The organism is Desulfosporosinus paludis (genome assembly GCF_045689965.1).
In the GTDB taxonomy this organism is placed as follows: Bacteria; Bacillota; Desulfitobacteriia; order Desulfitobacteriales; family Desulfitobacteriaceae; genus Desulfosporosinus; species Desulfosporosinus paludis.
Window position 1 is genome coordinate 2,500,291 of sequence record NZ_CP144211.1, and the last position, 21,482, is coordinate 2,521,772.

Genomic DNA, 21,482 nt, shown 5'->3' on the forward strand with positions numbered 1-21,482 from the left:
AAAATATTAAGAAATTTAAGCCGTCTTATGCTTGAACACTACGTTTCCGCCGACGATTGTCATATCAACTCCGAGAAATTCATCAAGCAACACAAGATCAGCATCGTTTCCTTCCAGAATAGAGCCTTTATAACGGTCAATCTTCAGCAAGGCAGCAGGATTAGCGGTAAACAGTAAGATAACCTCTTCTAGTCTTCGGCCGGTATAGTCAACCAGATTTCTAAGGGCTTTAGAAGTTGTAAGCGTGCTTCCCGCCCGCGTGCTGTCACTGACAAGTTTTGCATCTCCACCTGAAACCTTGACTCTGCTCGCTCCCAAATTATAGAATCCATCCGGCAGCCCGGCTGCCATAATGCTGTCGGTAACCGCTATCACTTTGTCGATTCCCTTTGTCTTCAGCAGCAGCCGAACGATTCCCGGATGAAGATGTATTCCGTCACAAATCGCTTCACAAAAAACATCCGTCTCCAACACTGCCCCGCATATTCCCGGCGCATGCTGATGCAATAATCTCATGGCATTAAAGGTATGCGTTGCGCCGGTCGCGCCGCTTTGAATACAATGCAGTGCGGTTTCGTAATCTGCTCCGGAGTGACCCATTGAGACAATGACGCCCTGTCCCGTGAGTTCTTTAATCAATTGGGGAGCACCGTCCACCTCGGGGGAGACCGTGATATATTTAATCAAACCTGCGGCTGCCTTCTGATAGTCTTCAAATAAGGGGAGATCCGCTTTTCTGAGCAAAGTCTCCTGCATTGATCCTTTATATTCCTTGCTGAGAAAGGGACCTTCCAGATGAATACCTAAGATCTGAGCTCCAGGGTTAGCTCCTGACATGGCTTGGCGAATCTGCCCGATAGCCTGGATTGTTTTTTCATAGGTATCGGTAACAATCGAGGCCAGCCATCCCGTTGTGCCCTGGGCCGCAAAAAAACGGCTGAGCTTAAGGAGATCAGAAGCCGAAGCGCTGTTAACGTCTACTCCATTTCCTCCATGGGTATGAATATCGATAAAACCCGGGACAATTTTTTTACCTGACGCGTTCAAGCGAAGGCAACTCTTACAATCTGAGCAGATCGGTGCCAAACTTGCTATTCTTCCATTCTTCACCAATATATTGGCATTTTCAAAGCGACCGTTCACTAGGACTTGCCCATTTTCAATCAGGAGATCCTCCAAACCCATCGCCACCTCGATCATAAATCTATCGGTTAGTTATTTCCAAGTTCAGAAGCTGCTTCCGGCAGCCTTCTCGGTAATCGTTAGAGAAATGTCTTTATGTCCTTGGAGCAGCGTCACGGGAAACGCAGCAGTTGGCTCATCATGACAAGCTCTCCTCACGACTGCCCGGTGCCAATTCCGAAAACAGTAAAGACGAATCTTCCTGGCACGGGATATTTCATACAGGCCAATGGTTATGCAGTAGCGCGGCATCTCATCAACCGCACCGTCAAGACCGTCAATAGAATTAACCGCTCTGGTTTCCGGAGCTATTTCAAGTATTCTCGTTCTTAACTGCAGATACTCTCCGCAAGACATAGTGCCTGCAGGCTCATTAAACGCTACATGCCCTGTAATACCTATTCCGCCGAAAACCGCGTCTACCCCTCCAAGCTCCTCAAGGAGTTTGGGCAAGGCTGCAGGATCTTTAGGATCAGGAAACACCCTCTGATTGTCCGGCATGATTAATTCGTCCTTAATTTGCGCATAGACGTTCTTGTCCATAAAACCACGGAAACTTAGACGGTCATTCTTATCGATCCATGCCAAATTTTCATCAAGGTATTCATCCATATTGATAAACCAGGTATTTTTAAGACTTATGTGTCGGCTGTTGATCATCCCTACCAGATAGGGATACTGCCCCACAGGTCCGACAGGACAAATTAGGACGGTCCTCTTTCCCTGCAAGTTATTGTTCTCGATGATTCTGAGGATTTCCTCAGCCATGGCCCTGAAAACTGTCTCATTATCCGGCATGATCTGCACCGGTATTTTGGAATTTCTCAGCAGTTCTTCTTTTGTAAGCTCGTAATATTTTTTTTCCAATACTAACGCCTCTCTTATTAACTTCTCACTCTTGTTAACTTCTCACTCCTGGTTATTTCAAAACAAGTGCTCTATATTCAAATCCCGAATCATCTTGACAATCTCTTTCGTTCTGCTGCAGCCAAATTTCCGCAGCATACTTTTTATTTGAGTTTTAATCGTGACAGGTTCAACACAGCGTATGGAGGAAATTTCTTTGATCGTTTTATCCTGAAGCAATAACTTTACCAATTCCCGCTCAGTTGAGGTGAGTTGGGAGACATTATTTATAAAAAAAAGCAAACTGCGCTCTGAGCGCCGCAGCCTTGAATATTCCTTGAGAAACGTTGCGTGAATCTTACCCTCCATGATGGGGGTTCCGTTATAGGCACGGCGGATGTGTTCTAGGATGTTTGCCTCGTTATGCCCTTTGACCACGTAATCGACAGCACCTGTACCCAGGGCAGTAAAAATCATCGTTTCTGTCTCATGGGCAGTCAGAAAGATTATCTTTTGTTCTGACTTTACCTGCCGTATTTTTTCGGCTGCCATAATACCGGCGTTCAAAGTCTCCATCTCAATATCCATCAGAATAATATCGCAGTCTGTCTTCAGGGAAAGCTCGCAGATTTCGGCTCCGCTGGCAGCCGTACCCACAACCACCATATCCGGCTGAGTATTTAAAAGCTCGCTTAAATCCTCACGCAATAACTGAAAATCTTCCGCAATCATAAGTTTGATTTTTTCTGACATGTTATCTACCAGCCTTCCGATGACAATCTTGGTGCCAGTAATCTAATCTCATTTAATCAAGCTTGTTGTATCTAGGCAGCATAATAAAAAAGCTGGTTCCTTCGTTTTCGCTGCTCTCCAGACGCAACAACCCTAAATGACTCTTAACAATTTGCTTGACATAATATAAACCCATTCCCCAGTTATAGTTTGTATTTTTACTCGTGTAAAAGGGTTCGAAAATTTTCTTGCGCAGATTATCCGGTATGCCGATGCCGTTATCTTTAATCTCCATCACTGTATAAAGCCGCTCATTATGAACAATCAACTCAACCTTGCCGCAGCTTTCTTTGCCGGCAGCTATAATCGCATCCTGAGCATTCAACAGTAAATTGCAGACGGCTTCGCTCAATTGCTCAGCATCCGCAAGCACGGTCAGATTAGCATCCATCTTGACTAAGACTAAAGTATCCGGATATTTTTGATTAAACCGTTTCTGGGCCATATCGACGATTGTATCAACAGTGATTGCCGTTAGATGGATATAGCTCGCCTTGATGCTGCGGTATAGCTCTTCCATCCGGCTCAGCATGCCTTCATTCATTTGGCCCATCATATCAATATAATTTTTGAGGGCCTTAAGATCAGGAGTGTCCTCTTCGAGCAGCTGATTAATTTTTTTCTGGACAACTCTTGCGGAAAGAAGCTGGTTTTTCACGCTATGGACGAAAACGGAAATTCCTTGACTGGCCGTATCATATTTTTTCTGCAAGGAAATGTCCTCGTGCCCATTTTGATAATTTATCTGAGTGTAGCTCATAAGCTTCCAAAAACCCAATGTTACAAAAACGATTGTAGCGATGGTCAGAATAATCCATTCGAAAAGTGTCAGGGAAGGATTAGCATAGGACAGGTACTGGGGCCAGTCATAATCAACATTGTACAGCTGATAGACTTGAATAGGATCCTGAAAGCAATACAAACCAAACAGGAGCGCTATACTGGTATGAGAAATGATGATATATCTGAATTGTCTGCTGCAATAAACCATGGTAATGCTAATATACTCGTAGACCAGTAAAAATATCGAAATTGATATATAGAGAACGATCCAGATAAGCGCAGATTTCATCAACACTTCCTGAAAGTAGAATCTATTGCGTGCCGCTACATAAAAAACAGGGGGGTAATAAAGGAGCAGAAATACGATCGTGGGAAGTACGCAAAGATAATTCAGGATTTTTCTGTTCCGTCTGACAAAATGGATCATGGAATAATTCATGGCAATAAATAACAAAAATGTTGGAAATAAATATCTGCCCAGAGCAATCAGATAGCCCAGCTTGTCTAAGGTAATATTTAAATATTGCAGCCAGACCTTAATATCGGGCGACATAAAAAGAAATATTTCCTGAGCGTCAGACAGGCCTCCGATTTTGGCGGTATATATGATTACACCAGAAAACATCGCAATTAAACTTCCGTGAAGCCCAAAAAGAAGCAGAGAATTCTCGTCATGTTTCACAATAACAAGCATGATGGCAAGAACGGCAAGGACAAGCAAGATAATACACAGCATAATCCAGTCCCCACTAGAATTTTATTAACGTAGAACTCTAAAGAGATAACAACGTTTTACGGGTATGTCAAAGAGGGAATAAAGCAGTACTTTATACCCTCTCTAAGCTATTATTCTAACATTCCTTTAAAATCTCAGCCATAGTTATTATTTATTGGCTTTATTATTAGCTTCGTAGGCCGCTTTCATGTTATCGTAAAGCACATAATTATCAACGTTGACGGCTGCCGGTAATTGCTTGTTCTTGATAAACAGAGCTTGTTGATTCTCGTAGATCTTTTTTAACGTACCATTATTTACGCTGTCGTAAACGTATTTAGAGGTAAGCCAGTTGCCTTCACCTTCACCCTGCTCCATTAATGCAGGGTCCTGTTTGATCTGAGCTGCTACCCAATCAGCTACTTGTTTTATATTTTTTTGGTCTGCTCTGTAATCCATCGCTTTAAACAAGGCTGAGGTAAAGTGAACGAGAAGATCTTTATTCTTTTCAGCATAGGCTGGAGTTACTACAAAACTTGACGGGAACTGAAGCTGATCTTTATAGGTATTGTTATCAGCAAGCGTCACAACCTTATCACCCATTTTTTGCCTAACAGTTATGGTTGAAGGTGACCAAATGGCGCAAGCGTCAATATTGCCGGTTACCATAGCAGTCACTGCAGCAGATGGATCCATCTGAACGACTTTCACATCCTTCTCCGTCATACCGACAGAAGCAAGGGCAAGGTCAAGAATAACCTGACTGGAGGTTCCCAGCGACGTTCCAATAGTTTTGCCTTTGAGATCTGAAATCGTGTTAACACCTTTATCCTTGTTGCCCATAACTGCATCTGCAAGGCTTGTATCATCGATGGTAATAATATCCGCTTGTCCTTTGGCGGCCAAAGTGTGAGCGCCATGACCGATTTGGGAAACATCGATATTTCCGCTGCCCATGGCAGCAATCTCGTCAGGACCTTTGGCAAACTGCACAAGCTCGACATCAATACCCTCTTGTTTGAAGTAACCCATGTTGATTCCCGTTACTAAAGTGCTGGCACTGCCCATATTGGGCATATAAGCCACTCTCATTTTTGTCAGCTTTTCAGGCTGTGATGAGGATGAGGAACTTCCGCCGCTTGCGCTGCACCCTGCAAGCAACCCGACTACTAGGACAAGAGATGCTGTGATGTTCAAGAACTTTTTCATAGATTCTACGCCCTCCTTATTCTCTTTCTTTTTTTTTAATTTTAAATGCAATTCTGCATTAAAATTATGTTATAAAAATCTATTTCCTGACTTCTAAATACTCCTGATAGACCTGACCCCAAATATAGTTTTTAAGATCCAGAAACTCTTTCGTCATTTTCGTTTCCTGTGTGCGTGGATAGGGGATACTGATATTGACGATTTCCTTAACCCGACCGGGACGAGCGCTCATGATGATCACTCTTTGTGCCAGGATAATCGCTTCATCCACATCGTGGGTAATGAAGAAACAGGTCTTTTTCTCTGTTTCCCAGGTTTTCAGCAATTCCGACTGCAGCTGCGTACGAGTCTGGGCATCTAAAGCACCAAAAGGCTCATCCAATAACAAAACCTCAGGGTTTACAGCATAGGCCCTAGCAATAGCGACTCTCTGTTTCATACCTCCTGATAACTCTTTAGGATAACTATCTGCAAATTCCCTCAGATCAACCATATCCAAATAACGATTCGCAGTCTCGGTAATCTCTCGTTTATCTAGTTTTTTTAGTTTCAAACCAAATTCAATATTTTTTCGGACGGTCAGCCAAGGGAACAGCGCATATTGCTGAAAAACGACGCCGCGCTCGGTTCCGGTACCGACGACTTCCTTGTTATCAACGTATACTTTCCCGGATGTCGGATTACCCAGACCGGCAATGATATTCAGAAGAGTAGATTTTCCACATCCGGAAGGCCCAACTACGCAAATAAATTCATTCTCGGCAATATCAAAACTCACACCGTTGAGGGCCACCGTTTCACCATTTCGTCCTTTATATATTTTCTTGACGTTGTCAATCTTTACTTTTACTGGACATGCGTTTCCTGCCATCCGGTTAATCTCCTCTCTAGGAATTTCATTATTTTTTCGAATATCAAGCCGATTATACCAATGAACACGATTCCCAAGAGCACAACAGCCATATCAAAATATTGACCTGCGGCCATAATCATCATACCGAGTCCACTGGAAGCCCCTGTCATTTCTGCCGCAACAAGGGTTGTTAAGGCTGCTGATAAGCCTAAGCGCATCCCAACCAAAATAAACGGTGTCGAGGCGGGAACAACGACTTTCAAAAAGATGTCCTTATTGGTGGCTCCAAGAATTCTGGCAGCTTTTATCAAGGTTTCATCCACATTACGCACACCCTGATAGATTGAGATCACCATGACCAGGAAAGTAGCAATAAAAATAACCACGACTTTCGCTTTTTCATCGACACCCACACCTGCAATAACAAGGGGTATATAGGCAATGGGCGGAATATTTCTTATAAATTGAATCCAAGGTTCAACTAAGTTTTTGAATATTTTGTACCAACCCATTAAAAACGCTACAGGAATTGCAAAAATAAAGCCTAAAGCAAATCCCGCCAGTACCCTAAATAAACTAATGCCAACATTTTCCCACATCACACCCATATTGACTTCTTTAAAAAAAGCTTGTACAACCTGTCCCGGCGAAGCAAACACCAGCGACGTTTTTGGCATCACCGCCAAGAGATTCCAAAGTGCAAAAGCAAGTACTATGGAAATTAATAGCCAAGCCAGACTAGGAATGTCACTCAGTTTCTTGGCGAGTCCCTTCTGTTTTACCTCCATATTATCCCTTCCCCTTCTCTTGTTGTGAATAATACTACAAAATAAGTTTGAAACTGAGACTAATAACTTTTTCGAATAACCAAAGAATTACCTCCGTGCCGCAAAAACTTGAAACTCTTTACATTTACGCTTTACAATCAGATTAGTTGCATTTATTCAAAGATTAATACATTAAGCCTCATCCTTACAGTATGAACTTTTATCATACTTATTAAATACCATTTCACGATTGCAGCTCCGAGGCACCATTCTCATAGCGGCAATACCCTTGTCAGTTTCAGCATGACATAACCTTCAGGAAATCTTTACCCCAAGCAACAAAAAAGGCCGTTGCCACTAACCTCTCGGTTCATTAGACAACGGCTCTTTTAGCATTTTTTCTTTTAATATTTAATAAATTTTGAACCCGGTACACCACAAATAGGACATTTTTCAGGCACAAATTTCTCAATGTTGCCACAAACAGGGCAAAGATAGTAAAATACCTCTTCCTCCTGGTCTAAATTATCCAAGGCCTCTTTATAGAGTCTTGCATGGACTTCTTCAGCCTTTAGAGCATATGTAAACGTTCTTATGGCGGCTTGATTTTCATCCTCTTGAGCTGTTTTCAGAAATTCCGGATACATGCTCTGATATTCATAATTTTCTCCGTTGACTGCATCATTTAAGTTTTCTGCAGTTGATTTAATCTTGCCCGCAACCTCGAAATGCTTCAGAGCATGAAGGGTTTCAGCATCTGATGCCGCTTTAAAGAGTTTCGCTGCATTCTTTTTACCATCTGCCTCAGCCTTTTTGGCGTAAGCGGTGTATTTCCGATTAGCCTGTGATTCTCCTGCAAAAGCAGCCATTAAATTCTCCAATGTTTTTTGGTTATCCATAAAGTTCCCTCCCGTATAATTATTAAGGTATTGAATTCAAGGACTATTACCTTTAAGGCTCATTTTTATCGTAAAGTCTTATCACCCCCCGTTTCAAACTATCAATTATACAGATTTAGCCAAATTATTAATAACCACACCCTCCAAAAGACATAACACCTATTTAATCAGTTTGGAGAGTTCCTTAAACAAAGGCGTACCCGATTGCTTCATGATATCAAAGAATACGGTTTCCGTGTTCGTAACCACTGCTCCCATTGATGCCATAAGGGATAAGCCATTGCGGTAATTGTCCTTAGTTCGTGAACAAACTGCATCACCGACTACGAAAACCTGGTAACCTTGAGCAAGCAGATCCCTTACCGTTTGAAAAACACAAACATGAGTTTCCGTTCCGGTAATTATGATCTTTTTTCTGCCAAGTCCTTGAAGAGCTGAAGTCACTTCGCTTGTGCAGCCCGAAAAGGTAATCTTTTCGTAGGTTAACGACTCTCCAAGATTATAGCTTACATTGGGATCGGTCTTCCCCAGACCCTTAGGATATTGTTCTGTAACGATGATCGGAATCTCTAATTTTTGGGCAATCGAAATTAGGATATTAGTGTTCAGGATAACTTTTTCCCCGTATTTCATCGCAGGAATTAGTCTTTCTTGAATATCTATGACCATTAGAACCGCTTCTTCCCCACTTAAACAATAGTTTTCCATGTTATCACTCCTCTGAATTAAATAAGCGCATTCTATAACCATTCTTAGCAGTTCTCCCCAATTTATCCATTAACTTATAATTGGCTAAAGCTCCCACAACCGCACCGATGCCAGGTACCAGTTGTAATAGTTTGGCTAAATCTATGTAATCACGATATTCCTGTTGAAAAGAACGCCAATCGAAGGTTTCCATAGTCGGCGGACAATTATTGAGAGCTTTATTCCAGTTCGATATAACGTTAAAAACCTCAATCCTCCTTTCTTGGGAAGAAAATGCTAACTCGAATAGGTAAAGGATATATAATCTTTCCTGAAAATCATTAACATCATATCCATATATAACGGCAACATCAAAGAGGAATTTGATTTTTAGTCCTAAAAGAATCGGAAAATCAGCAAGTCCCAGAAGAATCCCTCCTGCTCCGGTTCCCGCTCCGGTCGTTGCTGCCGTTCTCTTATAAAAATCCAATTTTTCGTCAACCAGTTTTTCTCGTTCCTCTAACGTTGAAAATTTTAGACTGGATTTCTTAGTGATAAAATCCGAACCATACAAAACCGCCTTAACCATATTCTTAACTCCGAAGGTGATGGTATTATGCAGAACATCTGGGATAAGGCTGTTAACTTTGGTTTGAATAGGTTTCGTCATTCGACCGGTCAGGGAAGGCCTCTTGGTCATTTTTATTTTCCAAAGTTTGAACTCATGAATAGCTTTTTTTTCGTAAGAATTCATCATTCACCAATTCCTGCCTTACAATCTCAACTTCTTTAGAAAGTATTAACCTGACTATAAAGTTTTATTAATATTGAGTTAATACTTAACGTATATAATTTTAGAAGGTAAAAGCTCAATCATGAAAGAGGTGACGATGTTATTATTGTATGTTGGGTCCTAGAACTCATTCGAAAAAATGAACGCCAATTTATCTTATAAGGAGGCTGTATCGATGACCCCTCAATACAAGTATTCTTTATTAAATAGCACTGAAGCAACGTATTACCTTGAAGTATCGAGGTTTAAATTTAAAAAGCTGATTAAAGAAGGCCATCTTAATCCGCAGATTTGGACTATTCGGAGCGGGAAAGAGTTACAGCTCTTTGATCCGCTGGAACTGACTAAAGTCAAAAAAATGCTGAAGAAGGAAGGGTATCACTACCAAAACGCATAAAAAGGTTCAGATTTCTTCAAGTTCAAGAATATCATATCACAGGCTGCTCATAAATGGTTGAGAGCCTGTTTTTTTATGAGCCGCCTGACTTTAGGAAATGCTCCAACACAAATTCCTTAAAATGTCTAGCTGCCGGGGATAGATATCGCTCTTCAACCCAGGCCATCCCGATAACCCGCTGACATTTGGGTTCCGATACATGGACTTGGGATATTCCCTCCATCACTGCGTTTCTAATCTTCGGAACGAGAGCTATTCCAAGCTTGGCAGCAACCAGTCCGGCAACAGTTCCGACCTCTTCACCCTCAAACGTAACCTTCGGTGTAAAACCTGCCTCTTTAAAAATCTGATAGATAACCTCTCCCAGAGACAGTTCCTTTTTAAAAGCAATAAAGGGTTCTTCTGACAATTCCTCGAGTTTAACCCTGCTGCGCTGGGCAAATGGATGCTCCTTCGGCACAATCAGAATAATTTCTTCCGTTAATAACCTGATCCAGCGGATCGTTTCTCGAGATAAAGGCTGAGAACAAAAGCAAAAATCAATGTCTCCTGCTTCAAGTTGGTCTAAGATCTGATTTGTCACGTTTTGATAGAGCATGAATTGTATCTCTGGAAAGCGTTGACGAAATAACCCGAGTAAGTCCGGAACAAGATTCGATCCTTGGGAATGGATGAAACCCAGAGAAACACTTCCCTTAAAAGGGTCCAGCAAATTTTGAATTTCTTGCTGCCCCAGGGTAATTTCCTGAATAGCTCGATTAACTCTGTTAAGAAAAATCTTGCCATAACTGTTGAGAGCAACGGTTCGCCCCTGCCGTTCAAATAAAGGAACCCCCAGTTCCTCTTCCAATCTGGCAATGGAACGGCTAAGAGCCGGTTGGGAGATTGAAAGCATCTCTGCTGCGTTGGTAAAATGTTGCAGCTGAGCTACGGCCTGGAAATATTGAAATTGTGTCCATTCCATAAAAAATCCTAACCTCGCAATACTTTATAGGATTGTACACTGCTTTTCTATAACTAATATGCATCAATTTTATGCAAATAATATATTAGACGTTATGAGATGTCAAGGTGTACGATAAGTGTAAGAATTTCGAGGTGAAACAAATGAATCAAGGAAATTATATTACCAAGGGAACAAGACCTTTTCGCCGAACAACGTTAGCCATGTTTTTTGGTGGTTTTAACACCTTCGCCATTATGTACAGTACCCAACCCCTGTTACCGGTGTTTTCTCGAGAATTTCACATTTCTCCGACTGTTGCGAGCTTATCACTTTCCTTAACAACCATGGCACTTGCTCTTAGTATGCTTTTCGTAGGTTCCCTGTCCGAAGTAAAAGGACGTAAGCCCCTGATGAATTTTTCTCTGATCTCAGCCTCTGTTTTGGCGATTCTCACTGCCTTCGTTCCTAATTATCCTTTTCTTCTCCTATTCCGAGTGTTGCAGGGAATCGCTCTTGCTGGTTTACCCGCTGTTGCTATGGCCTATCTCAGTGAAGAGATTGAACCCAGAGACTTAGGAGTCGCCATGGGGCTCTACATCAGCGGGGTTTCCGTTGGCGGCATGACCGGTCGGATTATTATTGGAGTACTTACCGATTTCTTCAATTGGCGAGTGGCACTCGGCACGATCGGTATTTTAAGTGTGGCAGCAAGTTTATTCTTTTCTTATCTATTACCCCCATCAGAACATTTTCAGTCTCGTCCGCTGGAAATTAAAATGTTGCTGAAATCAATGGTTAACCATCTGAAAGACCCTAGCTTGCTTTGCTTATATGGTATCGCTTTCTTTATTTTGGGAAGCTTCGTCACACTTTACAACTATATTGGCTATCAGTTAATGGCTCCTCCCTACTCCCTGAGTCAAACATTAGTTGGTTTTATTTTCGTTATCTATATTGTAGGTACCTTTAGCTCCACTTGGATGGGCCATCAAGCAGATATCCATGGTCGAATCAAAATGCTCTGGATTGGCTTACTGATTATGGCTTTAGGAGCTTATCTTACGCTGCTCACTTCACTCGTTATTAAAATCTTAGGGATTGCCCTCTTTACCTTCGGCTTTTTTGGCAGTCATTCCATTGCCAGCAGTTGGGTCGGACGCCAAGCACTTCACGACAAAGCACAAGCGTCTTCGCTCTACCTCTTCTTCTACTACGCAGGTTCGAGCACAGGAGGAACAACCGGCGGCACTTTCTGGCAAGCCTTTGGTTGGTTGGGCGTGATTAGCCTGATCTTGGGTTTCTTAATCTGTGCTTTCCTCTTATCCTTTCGTCTGAACTTCATTTCTCATCTGAACCTGGAGCGTAAAACAACGCTTACACCTAAAAAACAAACGGTTAATGTTTAACAGATATAAAAGATGGCTAAAATCCGGGTGATCAAGGGTGAAACTATTTCACTCTTGATCACCCGGATCTGCTATTATCAGCGATCGAAAATCGATAGAAGAATTAAACCTCTCGAACAAAGCGTCCGAGAGGTTTTGTTTCGTCCGATAATCTTGGCAGATTGAGATGTCCTTCGAATTTACAACCCAATAGCTTCTGCACCAAGCCTATGCGCATCCTTTAAATATTCAGGGTATTTTAATATCTCTTCCTTCCCGTCAACCCCATCGACGAGCAGTTTACCGGCAAGAGTATATCCTGTCGCATCAAAAAAATATTTCATAACCAGTTTCGCACCTTCAAATAACTGATTACCCTTTGAGGCCCCCACGGCAATGAAGTATCCCTTTTTCTGGGTTTTAAAGTATTGATCCTTTAAAACATATTTACGTGCCCACAGGGCTTGGCAGCGGTCAATGGCGCTTTTGGTCCAAGCCGAAACAGAGTAAAAATAGATGGGTGAAGCAAAAATCAAAACGTCTGTCGCAAGGATCTTGGCATATAATCCCTGCATTTCATCTTTTTGAACGCACACACCTGATTTAAGGCAGGCTCCGCAGGAAATACACGGTGAAAACTTCAAGGCCGACAAAATCACCTTTTCCGTTTGCGCACCGGCCTCATGTGCCCCTAATAATGCTTCATCAAGCAGTGTCTCCGAATTTCCGCCCCTTCTTGGACTTCCCGATATACCCAGAACCAACGTTCGTCCTTCAACTTTTTCGGTCATGAGGGTCGTTTCATTTCCCACAGCCAAACTGCGCCTCCTCCCTTAAACATCCCCGTTGTAGGCACGCTTTAAAGCTTCAATATCGAACTTTTTCATTTTAAGGAACGCATCTGTGACTCTTCGTACTTCTTCCTTAGTACCCTTGCTCATCATCTCGTTCATACTAGCCGGTACGATCTGCCAAGATAATCCGAAGCGGTCTTTGAGCCAGCCGCATTGCTCGGCCTCAGGAACAGCAGAAAGTTTCTCCCAATAATAATCAATCTCTGCCTGATCTTCGCACTGAACCATGAGTGAGAAGGCTTCATTAAAGCTGAACTCAACATCATAGGCATTGTCCATGGCCGAGAACTCTATTCCGGATAGCTTAAAGGCCGTATAATTGACTTTAGCCTTAGAAGAGCTGGCTTCATCCTCTTGATACTTGCTGAAAAAATCAATCTCCGAATCCGGAAATACACTCGTGTAATATTTGACTGCCTCTTCTGTTTTCCCGCAAGCTTCACCTGAAAACAAAAAATTCGGTGTGATTTTTGAGGAAGTATTCCCACTCTCTACAAGCATCAGTTGCCAGGACAGGCCGTAGCGATCTTGAATCCATCCGTACCACTTGCTGAAAGGGTATTCAGCCAGCGGCATCAAGGCAGTGCCTCCCTCAGATAACGATTTCCATTTGGCATCGACTTCCTCGACTGAATTACAAGCAACCATTAAAGAGACCGACGGGTTAAATTGGAAAAAAGGTCCGGCACTGATTGCCATAAAGGGCTGACCAGCCAGTTCGAAGCTCACAATTTCCGAATCACCTGACGGAGTTCCGCTAATAGATGTTACATCAATAAGCCTTGATTGATCAAAGAGCGTCATATAAAATAGGGCAGCTTCCTGAGCTTCTCTGTCATACCATAAATGCGGGATGATTCTTTGCATATCTGTTCTCCCCCTAAGCGCTTTTAATAAGTAACCTGTTAATCCATGAAATATTATACATTATTTCCATAAGAGCGAAGTAAATTCGAGTTACATAAATAGGAAATCAATATACTTCTTCCTGAAGGATACTTTGGCCTTGATCTATCTGCTCTGCTGTTTTTTGCCAGTCGAGACAACCAGTTTAATTATTTAACAACGTTTGAAACTTCAATAGTACTTCTTGGAATACTTCCTCATGCAATTTACATGAGAATCTTGCAGATCGAATCAACCAATCAAGATTTTTGATTTGATCTGCAAGGATAACTCCTCTTACGGGAAGTTCTTCTGGCAATCTAACCTCAAATGGATAGCCCTTAATTTTACTTGTTATCGGACAGAATAACGCCAGTCCTGTTTTTCCGTTATATTCTCTAGGTGATACTACTAAAGCAGGCCGTTCTCCTGCTTGTTCATGCCCAGCCTGTGGATCAAATTGAAGCCATACAATATCACCCTTATCGGGAATATAATTAGTTACCATTCCTCTTTTCCCACCTGTTCTCCAGTCTTAATCTCTCCATGGAGATTTTCTGGAGTCACTTGATCCAGAAGTTCTTTTAAGGAATAGGCTTTAGGTTTAACCACCATTACCCCGTTTACGATTTTAATATCTACGGAACTTCCATTTTTAATGCCAATTTCCTTTGCGAGATACTGAGGGATATGAAGGCCCAAGCCATTTCCCCATTTTGTAATTGTTGAAATCATCCAAAAGCCCCCTTTGTATATACATAGTATATACAAAGGGGGCTTTATTAGCAAATTAAAACATTGGCTCGGGAAAACTATTCAGCCTAGGCATAAGCAGCTTATTCATATCACTTTATAATTTGAATCGTACCTTCCTTGCGCGGTGGAACGTTTGATTCCTTGGCAATATATCCAACCACGGCTGAAGAGCAGATGGTATGTTCCCTTGGAATCCCTAAATCAAAAAGAAATTCGCGCAATTCCGGATCATTCCGCAGCCAGTGCAGCTGATTAATATAGCAGCTGCCCAATCCCAGTGAGTTCGCCGCTAAGAAAAGGTTTTCAAGGGCCAGCGAACAGTCTGCCATGGCATTTTCATAATTTGGCCGATTAGAGGCAATAATGAGCGTCGGTGCATGATAGAAAAAATTGCAGTCTTCTTTCTGCGCCCTGGCTTTAATTCCAAGCTTGCCAGGATAATCGTCGTCAGGAATCCAATGTTGAAATCCTTCTTTCAACAATTCGTTGATCCTCGAAAGAGTGTCTTTATTCTGGACTGCGGTAAACAGCCAGCTTTGACTATTGCTTCCGCTCGGCGCCCAAATAGCAGCTTCCAGCAAGGCTTCCAGTTCATCCGCTTTAATCTGCTGTTCCTGAAAATTACGGGTACTTCTCCGCGAACGGATACAGTCGAGTACTTCATTATGAATCATAACTTTATCTCCTATCACAAAGAAACATAAGGTATCTGACTTTGAATCATCCTATACTTTCGCTCATTATATCACCCTATGAACGATTATAATAATTACCTCAGATTGTTAACTTATCCCTTCACAACATGTTCTCACTGCAAAGCTTTAAACCGTTCTGCTCTGCTTCCATTCAGCCTGCCTCCCAATGCCATTCAAACTGCTTCTCATGATCTAAACGTACAAATTAACTAACCTCCCAGCTTTATAGTCCTGGTAATTATTTCATTTTCCCTATCAAAAACCTCAAATACAAGGTCATTTCTGTTACTCCCTCATCAACGGGAGTATATGTATCATAGAATCAGGGACATTAGAAAATCCAAGCCAATATTTGCCTTGGATTTTTAAAATAACGGGGAATACATTGATGGCTGTATCGCAGGAGGACGCAACTATTTTCATATTAATGCCCATGGAGATGTTGAACCTTGCGCTTTCATTCATTATTCTGATACCAACATTAGAGACTGCACGCTATTGGATGCCTTAAAATCTCCGCTATTTGCTCAATATCGTGAAAATCAGCCCTTTAATCAGAACCATTTGCGGCCTTGTCCTCTTATGGACAACCCGGATAAATTAAGAATGTTGGTCACGCAAGCTCGAAGACTGCATATTTTGCGGAAGTGATTTTATACGTAATTACAAAGGCGATTTATAGCAATCTCGTTAAAACCAAACACCTCCGCCTTAGTGATCTTACCTTCGGCTATAGATATGACTTCCGCCAGAAGTTTTTCGCCCATTTCTTCAATACTTTGAGTACCGTCTACAGTGGGGCTTGCATCGAAATCAATGTTATCCTTCATAGTTTCATAGGTAAATTTATTAGCCGTGATTTTGATTACGGGTGCGATGGGATTACCTGTGGGGGTTCCCCTGCCCGTTGTAAACACCACTAACTGGCACCCTCCGGCAACCATACCGGTGATTGAAGCGACATCATGTCCCGGAGTATCCATAATCACCAAGCCTTTTTTTGTTGGTGTCTCCGCATAGTTGACAACCTCTACTACAGGAGTGCTCCCGCCTTTATGGATGCAGCCCAAGGATTTTTCCTCCAGAGTTGTAATCCCCCCCACTTTGTTTCCCGGAGACGGATTTCCTCCCCGTAAACTCTCTCCGACATTTTTAAGATGGTCTTCATAGCGCTTAACGATATGAAGAATGGCTTGGCTCACCTCTAAAGTAGCTCCCCGTGCGGCTAAAATATGTTCCGCTCCAATAAATTCTGTGGTTTCACTTAGGATAGAACTTGCACCCAGGGCAATCAGCTGATCGCTTAAATACCCTACAACCGGATTCGATCCAATACCTGAGGTAGGATCAGATCCTCCGCATTCCGTACCCACGATTAGTTCTGTGAGATCACACTCTTCTCTGCACGCCCGGGAAGCCTCTGCAAGAAGTTCCCGGGCATATTGAACGGATTTTTTAACGGCGGATATGGTCCCGCCTTCTTCTTGAATGACTACTCTTCTTAACGGTTTATTTGTTTTACTTTTAATGAGTTCTATCATATGATCAGGAATGTTGTTTTCGCAACCTAAGCCAATTAAGACCGTGCCATAAACGTTGGGATTAGCAGATAATCCCGCCAATATTTGCTGAGTAATTTTTAAATCGCCTTGGACCTGACCACATCCGTTTTGGTTGGTAAAGGTTACCGTCCCTTGAACCTGAGAGGCTACAACTCTGCAGGTTTCACTGGAACAAACGCAGGTCGGCAAAATTAATACGTGATTTCTAATTCCTACTCTACCATCGGATCTGCGATAGCCCTTAATCTTCATGTCCATACTCCTTATTGGTTATTCGCAATATCTTCGCGCATACTCGTTAAGTTATGACTATGAACATGTTGACCGGCTTGAATATTCATCGTGGCTCTCCCGATAATCTGACCGTATTTAAAGACATTATCGCCTTGGTCCAAGGTTTTGAGCGCATATTTGTGGTAAGCTGGAATATCTTCGAATGCGCATATTGGGTTTACTCCGCTCCCCGGCGATTCATAACTAAGCAGATCGCCCTGTCTAGTCTGTTCAAGGACAATCCCCACATTATCCTTCGCGTCAAGGACGCGACATCTCACAATTTTTGACATAAATAATCCCTTCTTCTGCATTTCTTCCATTCGAAAGAATTCATATTCTTACGTAAATTTCTGCACTTCCACCCTAAGCCTTAAACCATTTCTTCACTAAATCTTTAGTTTCGAATGATTATCAGGTGTCTTCCCCGAAACGCTCATTTTCTAATAGCCTGTTGTTTCTGAGCGAAAATGAGATTTATCAAATTGATTGAGTCCTACTTTCCTGACACTATAGTATTTTCTAACCTGCCGATACCCTCTATCTCAACCGCTACTTTATCTCCGACCTGCATAGGACCCACCCCTGAAGGCGTACCTGTTAATATAACGTCACCGGGATATAATGTCATTACCTGTGTAACATAAGCGACTAATTGAGCAACTCCAAATATAAGATTATTGGTGTTTGATGATTGACGCACTTCATCATTTACATAAAGCTTAATATTTAAACTGTTGGGATCAATATCAGTCTCAATCCAGGGGCCAATAGGCATAAAGGTATTGAATGATTTACCTCTGGTCCATTGCCCGTCTTTTAACTGTAAATCACGTGCGGTAACATCATTAGCGCAGGTATAGCCTAACACATAGTCAAAAGCAGCTTCTGCTGACACATGATAGGCCTCCTTTTTTATGACAATTGCCAATTCCCCTTCATAATGCAAATTATGTGAAATTGCGGGGTATTCAATATTACCACCCGGGTAATTAAGTGATGATGAAGGTTTGAGAAACATAAGCGGTTCTTCCGGAAGTTCTAAATTCATTTCCCGCGCATGATCAAAATAATTAAGACCAATACAAACTCCTTTGGAAGGAGTACAAGGCGCTAACAGTTTTACTTTATCGAGTGCAATATGCTCTTCTAAAATTTGCCTGGCGCCGAAGATATCCCCTTTAATAAAGTTTATTCTGTTGCCCTTCAATACCCCCCATTGGTCTTGATTATTAGACTTAAACCTGACTAACTTCACAGACATCTTCACCTTCTTTGAGTTAAGAAAATAACTTGGAGGAAGCCCCTCGCCTGGAATGTGCGTCCCCAAGCCTCTAGGAATACAGAGGTAACTTTGAGATAAAATGACTATAGTAATAGGAATGTCAAATCAAATTAAGCGTAAGCTGCAGCATTGGTCAAAGTTCATCGTTTCCAGATTTCGAATAACCTGCAAACTTGGATTCATTTTCGCTTCGGGCATTAATGCCGCAGAAATTTCAATTTCTTTCATTTCTAAAGTATTCTTAATATGAACTACTCTTGATTCGCTTATATTTTCAAGCCCGACTGTCATAAGCGCAGCTTTTACAGCTTCAAGGTCAGTATTAAAAGCCATAGGCAAGCGGCCTTTTTCCGGCGCGCAGGCTGTCAGGCAATTTATGCTGGTCATCGCCCAATCGATCTTCTTCATGAGTCTTTTTGTCGTGAAATCTGCGATTCCTATGCCTGTGGCATTGCCATGTGATCCTTCGTCCAAATCCAAAACTAAGACACGCACTATATCAGGTTCCGAGTATTCTTCTTGTCCGTAAACCATAATTCTTCCAACCACATTTGTATCCATACCGCAACCACTGATGTTCTTGCCCATTTTGTCAACGATTAATAAGTCGATATTCTTAAAAGGAAGCCGCATCATTAAATTTTTAGCCTTTACCAATAACTTCTTTTCTTGGTCGTAAAAATTTCCCGGAGAAACACCGCAGATTTCCGCCGTTTGATCATAGCAATTTTCTACAATACCCAACCCAAATAAGATGGGTAACTTTTCGAGAAAAACTTCGCCAATTTCTTTGAAAACTTTGGCATATCCTCGCCGCAGAGCCTGGGTATGGGCAATTGTCGCTCCTTTATGCTTACCGAGGCCAATCACCATCATCTTGAACAGCCCGCTTTCGATCTCACCGCAGAACTCTGTATGGGCTTTGATACGATTAACCACCACTATTCCATCCGCGTTTGCAGCATATTTATCTGCATAAACCGAAACACCATTTACAGTTGTACCTACTTCAACCACTTCCATAGACGACATAATCGGTGCGCCGATTGACTCAGCCGTAATACCTAAGCTTTTTAATACCTCTCTTTGTCCCTCCGCAGTAGCACCTCCATGACTTCCCATAGCCGGAACTAAGAAAGGCTGGGCTCCCTGGTTTTTTAACTCTTGTACTACAGTCCGAAGTACCGTTCTGATATCGGTAATGCCACGGCTGCCTGCAGTAATGGCAATTCGCTTTCCCCGTATATTGGCGGGAGAAACCAACTTAATCTGTTTTCTGACTTCCGAGATGACATCGTCTATTACCGGCACATCAATAGTCTGGCGAACACGAGCCATTGATGGCAATAAAACATCATCCATTATAAAAATCCTCACTTCTTAAAATTGATATAGCCCCGGATCAAGGTTACCGGTAAAGATCCTGGGGCTACAACACCATATTGCTTTTGCAAGCTTAGACCTTATTTATTGATCTCTTCAAGTGTTTTGCCCCTGGTCTCAGGTCCCAGTATGAGTATTGCACACGCCGCTACCGCAAAAACCGACGCAGCCAAGGTAAACACACTCCCCGAACCATAGGCGACCATCATTGTGCCCATTATATACGGCCCAAGCAGAGCGCCAATCCGGCCTATTGAATTGGACATTCCTACACCTGTTCCTCGAATACGAGTCGGGTACAATTCAGGAGTATAGGCGTACACTGAAGACCACATGCCATATTGGAAAAAGTTCAGCATAAATCCGAAAAAGAGTAAAGTATTATAAGTGGCGGACTGACCGTAAAAATAGGCAGCTACTGCAGTCAGGGTAAGATAGGTTATAGTAACCGGTTTTCGCCCGATTTTGTCAATCAACCACGTTGCAGATATGAATCCCGGAATACCTCCTGAGGTAATCATAACTATAAAGCCAATAGACTTGATCATGCTAAATCCTTTAGCCAATAAGAGTGAACCGAACCAAGTGGTTAAGCCGTAGTAGCCAAACAGAGCACAAGGCCAAAGTATCCAGAGCATTATGGTACGTTTCCAGTATTCTTTCGACCAAAGTTCAGCAAACGCCGATCCCTTAAGTGTTTCAGTTTCTACTTTAGCATCTGCTATGGGGGAGCGGTTTACCAGTTTGTCTTTGTACCTCTTGTTCCATAGCAGTCATGACTTGATCAGCTTCTTGCAAACGGCCGACTGATTCCAGCCAACGTGGAGATTCCGGTAAATTACGGCGGATTATGAGCAGCCAAAAAGCTGGCAGAGCTTCAATAGCAAAGACCCAGCGCCAGCCAACCAACGGAAGAACAAAATAAGCAATTGCGCCGGCACTGATGATACCTACCGGCAACAGTCCCTCCATAACCGCTACATAGCGCCCGCGGGAATCTTTGGGCAAAAGTTCCGGCAGCATCGCAGCCGCGACGGGTATTTCCGCGCCCAAGCCAAATCCAAGCAAAATGCGTGCAATAAATAATATCGTAGCATTTGGTGAACAGGCGACCAAAAAGCCCGCTAAACCCCAGCAAACCATTGACCACTGAAGAATCGATTTACGGCCCACTTTATCTGAGAAATAACCAGACGATATCGCGCCAAGAAACATTCCAACAAAACTCATCGATCCCATTAAGCCGGCTTGAACCGTGGTAAGTCTAAATTCTTTCATTAATGACGGCAGCAAAAATGTCATCGCTCCATTGTCAAGAGAGTCGAAAAACCAAGCCATAACAATGACAACCCCGATTTTCCTTTGCAATGAAGTCATTGGCAAGCGCTCAATTCGTTGAGAGATGCTGTAATTTCCCATGGACGTTCCATCTTTCTCCATTTTTAAACCTCCTTCATTATTTTTCAGCATTAATCGCTATTTAAAACTGAGCCAAGGTTTGTTAGATCCTCCTTTCCTGAGCCATTAGCCAAAGC

General features: G+C 42.4%; 24 protein-coding genes and 1 pseudogene. 3 read left to right on the plus strand and 22 right to left on the minus strand.

Annotated features, from left to right (window positions below):
- Positions 1-15 precede the first annotated feature (15 nt).
- The 10 genes from nagA to VZF35_RS12625 form a co-directional block, all read right to left on the minus strand.
- Positions 16-1,179, minus strand: coding sequence for an N-acetylglucosamine-6-phosphate deacetylase (gene nagA / locus VZF35_RS12580; protein ID WP_407314036.1), 1,164 nt, complete (start codon positions 1,177-1,179; stop codon positions 16-18).
- Between the two features lie 48 nt (positions 1,180-1,227).
- Positions 1,228-2,049: a glucosamine-6-phosphate isomerase gene (locus VZF35_RS12585; protein ID WP_407314038.1), complete on the minus strand. Its 822-nt coding sequence runs from the start codon at positions 2,047-2,049 to the stop codon at positions 1,228-1,230.
- A gap of 57 nt (positions 2,050-2,106) precedes the next feature.
- Positions 2,107-2,781 carry a response regulator gene (locus tag VZF35_RS12590; RefSeq protein WP_407314040.1) on the minus strand — a complete coding sequence of 225 codons (675 nt, stop codon included), beginning with the start codon at positions 2,779-2,781 and terminating at the stop codon, positions 2,107-2,109.
- Between the two features lie 52 nt (positions 2,782-2,833).
- A complete protein-coding gene (locus tag VZF35_RS12595) occupies positions 2,834-4,339 on the minus strand; it encodes an ATP-binding protein (RefSeq protein ID WP_407314041.1) in 1,506 nt (501 codons plus the stop codon).
- A gap of 147 nt (positions 4,340-4,486) precedes the next feature.
- Positions 4,487-5,527, minus strand: a complete 1,041-nt coding sequence (locus VZF35_RS12600; RefSeq protein ID WP_407314043.1) for an ABC transporter substrate-binding protein — start codon at positions 5,525-5,527, stop codon at positions 4,487-4,489.
- A 79-nt stretch (positions 5,528-5,606) separates the two neighbouring features.
- Positions 5,607-6,398: an ABC transporter ATP-binding protein gene (locus tag VZF35_RS12605; RefSeq protein ID WP_407314045.1), complete on the minus strand. Its 792-nt coding sequence runs from the start codon at positions 6,396-6,398 to the stop codon at positions 5,607-5,609.
- Positions 6,374-7,168 carry an ABC transporter permease gene (locus tag VZF35_RS12610; protein WP_407314047.1) on the minus strand — a complete coding sequence of 265 codons (795 nt, stop codon included), beginning with the start codon at positions 7,166-7,168 and terminating at the stop codon, positions 6,374-6,376. Before VZF35_RS12610 ends, VZF35_RS12605 begins: the two co-directional genes overlap by 25 nt.
- A 383-nt stretch (positions 7,169-7,551) precedes the next feature.
- Positions 7,552-8,046: a rubrerythrin family protein gene (locus VZF35_RS12615; RefSeq protein WP_407314049.1), complete on the minus strand. Its 495-nt coding sequence runs from the start codon at positions 8,044-8,046 to the stop codon at positions 7,552-7,554.
- A gap of 159 nt (positions 8,047-8,205) precedes the next feature.
- Positions 8,206-8,754, minus strand: a complete 549-nt coding sequence (locus tag VZF35_RS12620; RefSeq protein ID WP_407314051.1) for a hydrolase — start codon at positions 8,752-8,754, stop codon at positions 8,206-8,208.
- 4 nt (positions 8,755-8,758) lie between these two features.
- Positions 8,759-9,487 (minus strand): EcsC family protein, encoded by a 729-nt coding sequence (locus VZF35_RS12625; RefSeq protein WP_407314608.1) that lies wholly within the window; start codon positions 9,485-9,487, stop codon positions 8,759-8,761.
- 214 nt (positions 9,488-9,701) lie between these two features.
- Here VZF35_RS12625 and VZF35_RS12630 point away from each other — a divergent pair, with 214 nt between their 5' ends.
- Positions 9,702-9,923 (plus strand): hypothetical protein, encoded by a 222-nt coding sequence (locus VZF35_RS12630; protein ID WP_407314053.1) that lies wholly within the window; start codon positions 9,702-9,704, stop codon positions 9,921-9,923.
- A gap of 73 nt (positions 9,924-9,996) precedes the next feature.
- Here VZF35_RS12630 and VZF35_RS12635 read toward each other — a convergent pair whose 3' ends face one another.
- Positions 9,997-10,887, minus strand: coding sequence for a LysR family transcriptional regulator (locus VZF35_RS12635; RefSeq protein WP_407314055.1), 891 nt, complete (start codon positions 10,885-10,887; stop codon positions 9,997-9,999).
- Positions 10,888-11,030: 143 nt separating this feature from the next.
- Between VZF35_RS12635 and VZF35_RS12640 the strand changes: the two genes are divergently transcribed.
- Positions 11,031-12,275 (plus strand): MFS transporter, encoded by a 1,245-nt coding sequence (locus VZF35_RS12640; RefSeq protein WP_407314057.1) that lies wholly within the window; start codon positions 11,031-11,033, stop codon positions 12,273-12,275.
- Between the two features lie 179 nt (positions 12,276-12,454).
- Here the strand turns inward: VZF35_RS12640 and VZF35_RS12645 are convergent, their stop codons facing one another.
- From VZF35_RS12645 to VZF35_RS12665, 5 genes are all read right to left on the minus strand, one after another.
- Positions 12,455-13,066, minus strand: coding sequence for a flavodoxin family protein (locus VZF35_RS12645; RefSeq protein WP_407314059.1), 612 nt, complete (start codon positions 13,064-13,066; stop codon positions 12,455-12,457).
- 21 nt (positions 13,067-13,087) lie between these two features.
- The gene (locus VZF35_RS12650; protein ID WP_407314061.1) at positions 13,088-13,975 is read right to left on the minus strand and encodes a VOC family protein; all 888 of its coding nucleotides are present in this window, start codon (positions 13,973-13,975) and stop codon (positions 13,088-13,090) included.
- A gap of 184 nt (positions 13,976-14,159) precedes the next feature.
- The gene (mazF, locus tag VZF35_RS12655; RefSeq protein ID WP_407314063.1) at positions 14,160-14,501 is read right to left on the minus strand and encodes an endoribonuclease MazF; all 342 of its coding nucleotides are present in this window, start codon (positions 14,499-14,501) and stop codon (positions 14,160-14,162) included.
- Positions 14,495-14,728 (minus strand): AbrB/MazE/SpoVT family DNA-binding domain-containing protein, encoded by a 234-nt coding sequence (locus VZF35_RS12660; RefSeq protein ID WP_407314065.1) that lies wholly within the window; start codon positions 14,726-14,728, stop codon positions 14,495-14,497. The genes mazF and VZF35_RS12660 overlap by 7 nt, the downstream gene beginning before the upstream one ends.
- A gap of 110 nt (positions 14,729-14,838) precedes the next feature.
- Positions 14,839-15,423, minus strand: coding sequence for a nitroreductase family protein (locus tag VZF35_RS12665; RefSeq protein WP_407314067.1), 585 nt, complete (start codon positions 15,421-15,423; stop codon positions 14,839-14,841).
- Between the two features lie 306 nt (positions 15,424-15,729).
- Here VZF35_RS12665 and VZF35_RS12670 point away from each other — a divergent pair.
- Positions 15,730-16,065 (plus strand): annotated as a pseudogene (locus VZF35_RS12670) (SPASM domain-containing protein); the annotation flags it as partial.
- Between the two features lie 32 nt (positions 16,066-16,097).
- Here the strand turns inward: VZF35_RS12670 and VZF35_RS12675 are convergent.
- The 6 genes from VZF35_RS12675 to VZF35_RS12700 all read right to left on the minus strand — a co-directional run bounded on the left by VZF35_RS12675 (position 16,098) and on the right by VZF35_RS12700 (position 21,387).
- The gene (locus VZF35_RS12675; protein ID WP_407314069.1) at positions 16,098-17,258 is read right to left on the minus strand and encodes a UxaA family hydrolase; all 1,161 of its coding nucleotides are present in this window, start codon (positions 17,256-17,258) and stop codon (positions 16,098-16,100) included.
- 11 nt (positions 17,259-17,269) lie between these two features.
- Positions 17,270-17,572, minus strand: coding sequence for a UxaA family hydrolase (locus tag VZF35_RS12680; protein ID WP_407314071.1), 303 nt, complete (start codon positions 17,570-17,572; stop codon positions 17,270-17,272).
- A gap of 203 nt (positions 17,573-17,775) precedes the next feature.
- Positions 17,776-18,543: a fumarylacetoacetate hydrolase family protein gene (locus tag VZF35_RS12685; RefSeq protein WP_407314073.1), complete on the minus strand. Its 768-nt coding sequence runs from the start codon at positions 18,541-18,543 to the stop codon at positions 17,776-17,778.
- Between the two features lie 126 nt (positions 18,544-18,669).
- Positions 18,670-19,926: a lactate racemase domain-containing protein gene (locus VZF35_RS12690; protein WP_407314075.1), complete on the minus strand. Its 1,257-nt coding sequence runs from the start codon at positions 19,924-19,926 to the stop codon at positions 18,670-18,672.
- 101 nt (positions 19,927-20,027) lie between these two features.
- A complete protein-coding gene (locus VZF35_RS12695) occupies positions 20,028-20,585 on the minus strand; it encodes an MFS transporter (protein ID WP_407314076.1) in 558 nt (185 codons plus the stop codon).
- Positions 20,586-20,658: 73 nt separating this feature from the next.
- Positions 20,659-21,387: an MFS transporter gene (locus VZF35_RS12700; RefSeq protein ID WP_407314078.1), complete on the minus strand. Its 729-nt coding sequence runs from the start codon at positions 21,385-21,387 to the stop codon at positions 20,659-20,661.
- Positions 21,388-21,482 lie beyond the last annotated feature (95 nt).

What these genes read in the sequence shown, in the direction of transcription:
- VZF35_RS12615 (WP_407314049.1), bottom strand. Translation starts at nt 8,046, where the DNA reads ATGGATAACCAAAAAACATTGGAGAATTTAATGGCTGCTTTTGCAGGA.
- VZF35_RS12660 (WP_407314065.1), bottom strand. Translation starts at nt 14,728, where the DNA reads ATGATTTCAACAATTACAAAATGGGGAAATGGCTTGGGCCTTCATATC.
- VZF35_RS12640 (WP_407314057.1), top strand. Translation starts at nt 11,031, where the DNA reads ATGAATCAAGGAAATTATATTACCAAGGGAACAAGACCTTTTCGCCGA.
- VZF35_RS12605 (WP_407314045.1), bottom strand. Translation starts at nt 6,398, where the DNA reads ATGGCAGGAAACGCATGTCCAGTAAAAGTAAAGATTGACAACGTCAAG.
- VZF35_RS12610 (WP_407314047.1), bottom strand. Translation starts at nt 7,168, where the DNA reads ATGGAGGTAAAACAGAAGGGACTCGCCAAGAAACTGAGTGACATTCCT.
- VZF35_RS12665 (WP_407314067.1), bottom strand. Translation starts at nt 15,423, where the DNA reads ATGATTCATAATGAAGTACTCGACTGTATCCGTTCGCGGAGAAGTACC.
- VZF35_RS12700 (WP_407314078.1), bottom strand. Translation starts at nt 21,387, where the DNA reads ATGGAGAAAGATGGAACGTCCATGGGAAATTACAGCATCTCTCAACGA.
- VZF35_RS12675 (WP_407314069.1), bottom strand. Translation starts at nt 17,258, where the DNA reads ATGAAGATTAAGGGCTATCGCAGATCCGATGGTAGAGTAGGAATTAGA.
- VZF35_RS12590 (WP_407314040.1), bottom strand. Translation starts at nt 2,781, where the DNA reads ATGTCAGAAAAAATCAAACTTATGATTGCGGAAGATTTTCAGTTATTG.
- VZF35_RS12630 (WP_407314053.1), top strand. Translation starts at nt 9,702, where the DNA reads ATGACCCCTCAATACAAGTATTCTTTATTAAATAGCACTGAAGCAACG.
- VZF35_RS12600 (WP_407314043.1), bottom strand. Translation starts at nt 5,527, where the DNA reads ATGAAAAAGTTCTTGAACATCACAGCATCTCTTGTCCTAGTAGTCGGG.
- VZF35_RS12695 (WP_407314076.1), bottom strand. Translation starts at nt 20,585, where the DNA reads ATGCTCTGGATACTTTGGCCTTGTGCTCTGTTTGGCTACTACGGCTTA.
- VZF35_RS12680 (WP_407314071.1), bottom strand. Translation starts at nt 17,572, where the DNA reads ATGTCAAAAATTGTGAGATGTCGCGTCCTTGACGCGAAGGATAATGTG.
- VZF35_RS12625 (WP_407314608.1), bottom strand. Translation starts at nt 9,487, where the DNA reads ATGAATTCTTACGAAAAAAAAGCTATTCATGAGTTCAAACTTTGGAAA.
- VZF35_RS12620 (WP_407314051.1), bottom strand. Translation starts at nt 8,754, where the DNA reads ATGGAAAACTATTGTTTAAGTGGGGAAGAAGCGGTTCTAATGGTCATA.
- VZF35_RS12595 (WP_407314041.1), bottom strand. Translation starts at nt 4,339, where the DNA reads ATGCTGTGTATTATCTTGCTTGTCCTTGCCGTTCTTGCCATCATGCTT.
- VZF35_RS12650 (WP_407314061.1), bottom strand. Translation starts at nt 13,975, where the DNA reads ATGCAAAGAATCATCCCGCATTTATGGTATGACAGAGAAGCTCAGGAA.
- mazF (WP_407314063.1), bottom strand. Translation starts at nt 14,501, where the DNA reads ATGGTAACTAATTATATTCCCGATAAGGGTGATATTGTATGGCTTCAA.
- VZF35_RS12690 (WP_407314075.1), bottom strand. Translation starts at nt 19,926, where the DNA reads ATGGATGATGTTTTATTGCCATCAATGGCTCGTGTTCGCCAGACTATT.
- VZF35_RS12635 (WP_407314055.1), bottom strand. Translation starts at nt 10,887, where the DNA reads ATGGAATGGACACAATTTCAATATTTCCAGGCCGTAGCTCAGCTGCAA.
- VZF35_RS12685 (WP_407314073.1), bottom strand. Translation starts at nt 18,543, where the DNA reads ATGTCTGTGAAGTTAGTCAGGTTTAAGTCTAATAATCAAGACCAATGG.